2 protein-coding genes and 1 pseudogene are annotated in these 3,311 nt (G+C 73.0%); all 3 read left to right on the forward strand.

Going from position 1 to position 3,311, the window contains the following annotated elements:
- Window positions 1-197: pseudogene (locus tag ACLEQD_RS39805) on the forward strand (urease accessory protein UreD); the annotation flags it as partial.
- Window positions 198-615: 418 nt separating this feature from the next.
- Entirely contained in the window at window positions 616-1,419 is an 804-nt protein-coding gene (gene ureA / locus ACLEQD_RS39810) for an urease subunit gamma (protein ID WP_410391140.1), read from the forward strand.
- Complete coding sequence (gene ureC / locus ACLEQD_RS39815; RefSeq protein WP_410391141.1) at window positions 1,416-3,131, forward strand: urease subunit alpha; 1,716 nt, start codon at window positions 1,416-1,418, stop codon at window positions 3,129-3,131. Before ureA ends, ureC begins: the two co-directional genes overlap by 4 nt.
- Window positions 3,132-3,311 lie beyond the last annotated feature (180 nt).

The raw sequence follows: 3,311 nt of genomic DNA on the forward strand, positions 1-3,311 counted from the left end.
CCCTGGCCGAGCGCGTGGCGGGCCTGCCGGTGAAGCCCCGCGCCCGGGAGGTGGTCTCCGCCAGCCCCCTGGGCGGGGACGGCCTGCTGTTGCGCGTGGCGGCCGTGTCGCTGGAGACGCTGCTGGCCACCACGCGCGACTGGCTGTCGTTCCTGCCGGGCCTGCTGGGGGACGACCCGTGGGCCCGGCGGGTGTGACTGATGGCGGGGGAGGTCGAACGCGCCGGAGTCCGGATACGGCCGGTCGAGGTGCCCGGCCACCAGGTTGCCCGCGTCCTTGGGGGCCACCCGGCGGTGTTCGCGCCCAGCAGGCGGTTCGCGCCGTCCCCCAGCAGGCCCGGCACGTGGCCCTCCGCGGCCTCGCCGTGATTGCGCGGGCCGATGCGGTCGTGGCCTTCCTCCTGCGTGCCGTCGAACAGCCTCTGCGCGAAGCAGCTCCCGTCGATGGCCTTGGGCGTCTTGGGGCGGCCGGCCTCGAAGCGCTTCATGGGGGACATTCCAGGAGGGGGAGGACAGCGCTGGACGTCCGCCCCTCCTGGTCCACGCTGACGCGTGGCGCTAGGGTCTGGCCGGCCGTCGCATCCCGCACCCGGAAGAGCCCAGGGAGTCGGACCCCATGCATCTGTCCCCCCGTGACGTGGACAAGCTGCTCCTGCACCAGGCGGGCGTCGTCGCCCAGAAGCGGCTGGCGCGAGGCCTGCGCCTCAACTACCCGGAGGCGGTGGCGCTCATCGCCACGCAGTTGCTGGAGTACATCCGTGACGGCCGCGGCGTGGCGGAGCTGATGGACCTGGGGCGCCGGTTCCTGGGCCGCGCGCAGGTGATGGACGGCGTGCCGGAGATGCTGGCGGAGGTGCAGGTGGAGGGCACCTTCCCGGACGGCACCAAGCTGGTGACGGTGCACCACCCGGTGGTGGCGGAGCACGGGGACCTGGAGCTGGCCCTCTACGGCAGCTTCCTGCCGGTGCCGCCGCGGGAGCGCTTCACCGTGCCCGCCGCGTCGCCGGAAGGTCCTCCCGGACACGTGCGCGCGCAGGAGGGCGCGCTGGAGCTCAACGCGGGCCGCGAGGCCATCCGCCTGCGCGTCACGCACACCGGCGACCGGCCCGTGCAGGTGGGCAGCCACTACGCGTTCGCGGAGGTGAACCGCGCGCTGGTGTTCGACCGGGGCCGCGCCTACGGCCACCGGCTGGACATCCCCGCGGGCACGGCGGTGCGCTTCGAGCCGGGCGAGGTGAAGACCGTGTCATTGGTCCCCATCGCGGGCGAGCAGGTGGTGCGCGGCGGCAACGCGCTGGGCAGCGGCAAGGTGTCCGGCGCGGGCCGCGAGCAACTGCTCCAGGCCGTGCGCGCGCAGGGCTTCGGTCACCAGGCCGAGGCCGATGAGAGCGACGAGCAGGAAGGGGAGGGCCGCCCGTGAGCCGCACCATGGACAGACGCCACTACGCGGACATGTTCGGCCCCACCACGGGAGACCGGGTGCGGCTGGGCGACACCGGCCTGTGGCTCCAGGTGGAGCGCGACGCCACCGTCTACGGCGACGAGTGCAAGTTCGGCGGCGGCAAGGTCTTGCGTGAAGGCATGGGCCAGCGCGCGGGCGCGGGCGACGCGGACGCGCTCGACTGCGTCATCACCAACGCGCTCGTGGTGGACTGGACGGGCATCTTCAAGGCGGACGTGGGCATCAAGGCGGGGCGCATCTGCGCCATTGGCAAGGCGGGCAACCCGGACGTCATGGCGGGCGTCACGCCGGGCATGGTGGTGGGCGTCACCACGGAGGTCATCGCGGGTGAGGGGCTCATCCTCACCGCGGGCGGCCTGGACACGCACATCCACTTCATCAGCCCGCAGCAGGCGGACGAGGCCATCGCCAGCGGCATCACCACCTGGGTGGGCGGCGGCACCGGGCCCGCCACCGGCACCAACGCCACCACCTGCACGCCGGGCGCGTGGAACCTGGCGCGCATGCTGGAGGCCACGGACACGCTGCCCCTGAACATCGGCCTCACCGGCAAGGGCAACACGTCCCTGCCGGACGGCCTGTTGGAGCAGGTCCGCGCGGGCGCCATCGGGCTCAAGCTGCACGAGGACTGGGGCACCACGCCCGCCGCCATCGACACGTGCCTCACGCTGGCGGACGCGGAGGACGTGCAGGTCACCATCCACACGGACACGCTGAACGAGTCCGGCTACGTGGATGACTCGCTGGCCGCGTTCAAGGGGCGCACCCTCCACACGTACCACTCGGAGGGCGCGGGCGGCGGGCACGCGCCGGACATCATCCGCGTGTGCGGCGCGCCCAACGTGCTGCCCAGCTCCACCAACCCCACGCGGCCGTACACGGTGAACACGCTGGACGAGCACCTGGACATGCTCATGGTGTGTCACCACCTGGACCGCGAGATTCCGGAGGACGTGGCCTTCGCGGAGAGCCGCATCCGCGGGGAGACGATTGCCGCGGAGGACATCCTCCACGACCTGGGCGCCATCAGCATGGTGGCCTCCGACAGCCAGGCCATGGGCCGCGTGGGCGAGGTCATCACCCGCACGTGGCAGACGGCGCACAAGATGCGCGAGCAGCGCGGGCGCCTGCCCGGCGAGCAGGGCGACAACGACAACCTGCGCATCCGCCGCTACGTGGCGAAGTACACCATCAACCCGGCCATCGCCCACGGGCTGTCCCACGAGGTGGGCTCCGTGGAGGTGGGGAAGCTGGCGGACCTGGTGCTGTGGCGGCCCGCCTTCTTCGGCGCCAGGCCGGAGCTGGTGCTCAAGGGCGGCTTCATCGCGTGGGGGCAGATGGGGGACGCGAACGCGTCCATCCCCACGCCACAGCCGTACCTCATGCGCCCCATGTTCGGCGCGCGCGGCCGGGCGCGGGGCTCCACGAGCCTCGCCTTCGTGTCCGGGCGCGCGCTCAAGGAAGGCACCGTGCAGGGGCTGGGGCTCACCAAGCGGCTGTCCGCGGTGGTGAACTGCCGCGCCCTGGGCAAGAAGGACATGCGCCTCAACGACGCGCTGCCCGTCATCACGGTGGACCCGGAGACCTACGAGGTCCGCGCGGACGGAGCGCTCCTGCGCTGCGAGCCCGCCACCTGGCTGCCGCTGGCCCAGCGCTACTCGCTGTTCTGAAGGGGGCGCGCGCCATGGCTTCCGGCTGGAGGGTGTTGCAGCTGGCGGACTCGGGCTTCCCCACCGGGGGCTTCGCGCACTCGGGCGGGCTGGAGGCCGCGGTGCAGGCCGGCGAGGTGCGCGGCCCAGGCGACGTGCGCCGCTTCGTGGAGGCGCTGGTGTGGCAGGCGGGCCTGGGCG

The organism is Corallococcus sp. 4LFB, from assembly GCF_046520365.1.
Taxonomy (GTDB): Bacteria; Myxococcota; Myxococcia; order Myxococcales; family Myxococcaceae; genus Corallococcus; species Corallococcus caeni.

What these genes read in the sequence shown, in the direction of transcription:
- ureA (WP_410391140.1), top strand. Translation starts at nt 616, where the DNA reads ATGCATCTGTCCCCCCGTGACGTGGACAAGCTGCTCCTGCACCAGGCG.